Annotated in this window: 1 protein-coding gene; it reads right to left on the bottom strand. The window is 71.1% G+C overall.

Going from position 1 to position 640, the window contains the following annotated elements:
- A partial coding sequence (locus tag MJ783_RS14620; protein ID WP_239310990.1) for an IS66 family transposase occupies positions 1-528 on the bottom strand: 528 nt, incomplete at its 3' end.
- Positions 529-640: the final 112 nt, after the last annotated feature.

A 640-nucleotide genomic window follows, 5' to 3' on the forward strand; every position in this document is an offset into this window, starting at 1 on the left:
CTGGGGGTGGGCGTCCCCGGCCCGGATAAAGTACCTGCGGATGTGGGCCCAGCACCAGAGTGGGTCGACGCCCTCGACACGGGCCAGGGCCTGGTAGGCGGTGTAAAAGTCCGCTGAGAGCAGCAGCCGCCGGCCCTCGGGCAGGGCGGCGTCGGTGCGCTCGATGCCGAGGTGCCCGGTGAGCAGCGCGGCCGAGCGGGTGGGGTCCATCCGGAACACGACAGTGTCGGCGGCGACAAAGACCCACAACCACCAGCGGTGACCCTCCTTACCCTCGACCTGCTCGAAGACCCGCCAACTGGTCTCGTCGGCATGCAGGTGGGCGGCGGCGTTGCGTTCGATGACCGCCTGTTCGAGCGGGGCGAGCAGTTCGTGCACGCTCGTCAACGCCCCGCACAGGGTGCCCTCGGCGACATCGAGCCCGTCGGCGGCCAGGGCCTGGGCGATCCGGTGCAGCGGCCGGCCCAGGACATACTTCTCGAACAGCGGCTGGGCCAGGAAGGCTGCGGTGAACCGGCCCTTGGCCACCGGCCTGGGCGGCACCGGCGCGATCACCGGTCTCGAGGTGGGAGTAGTCGCACCGGCCGTGTCCCGTGCTCCCTCGCCGCTCGGATCCGGGGTGGGGTGGGGTGTTCTTCTC

The organism is Protofrankia sp. Cj3 (assembly GCF_917627355.1).
GTDB lineage: Bacteria > Actinomycetota > Actinomycetes > Frankiales > Frankiaceae > Protofrankia.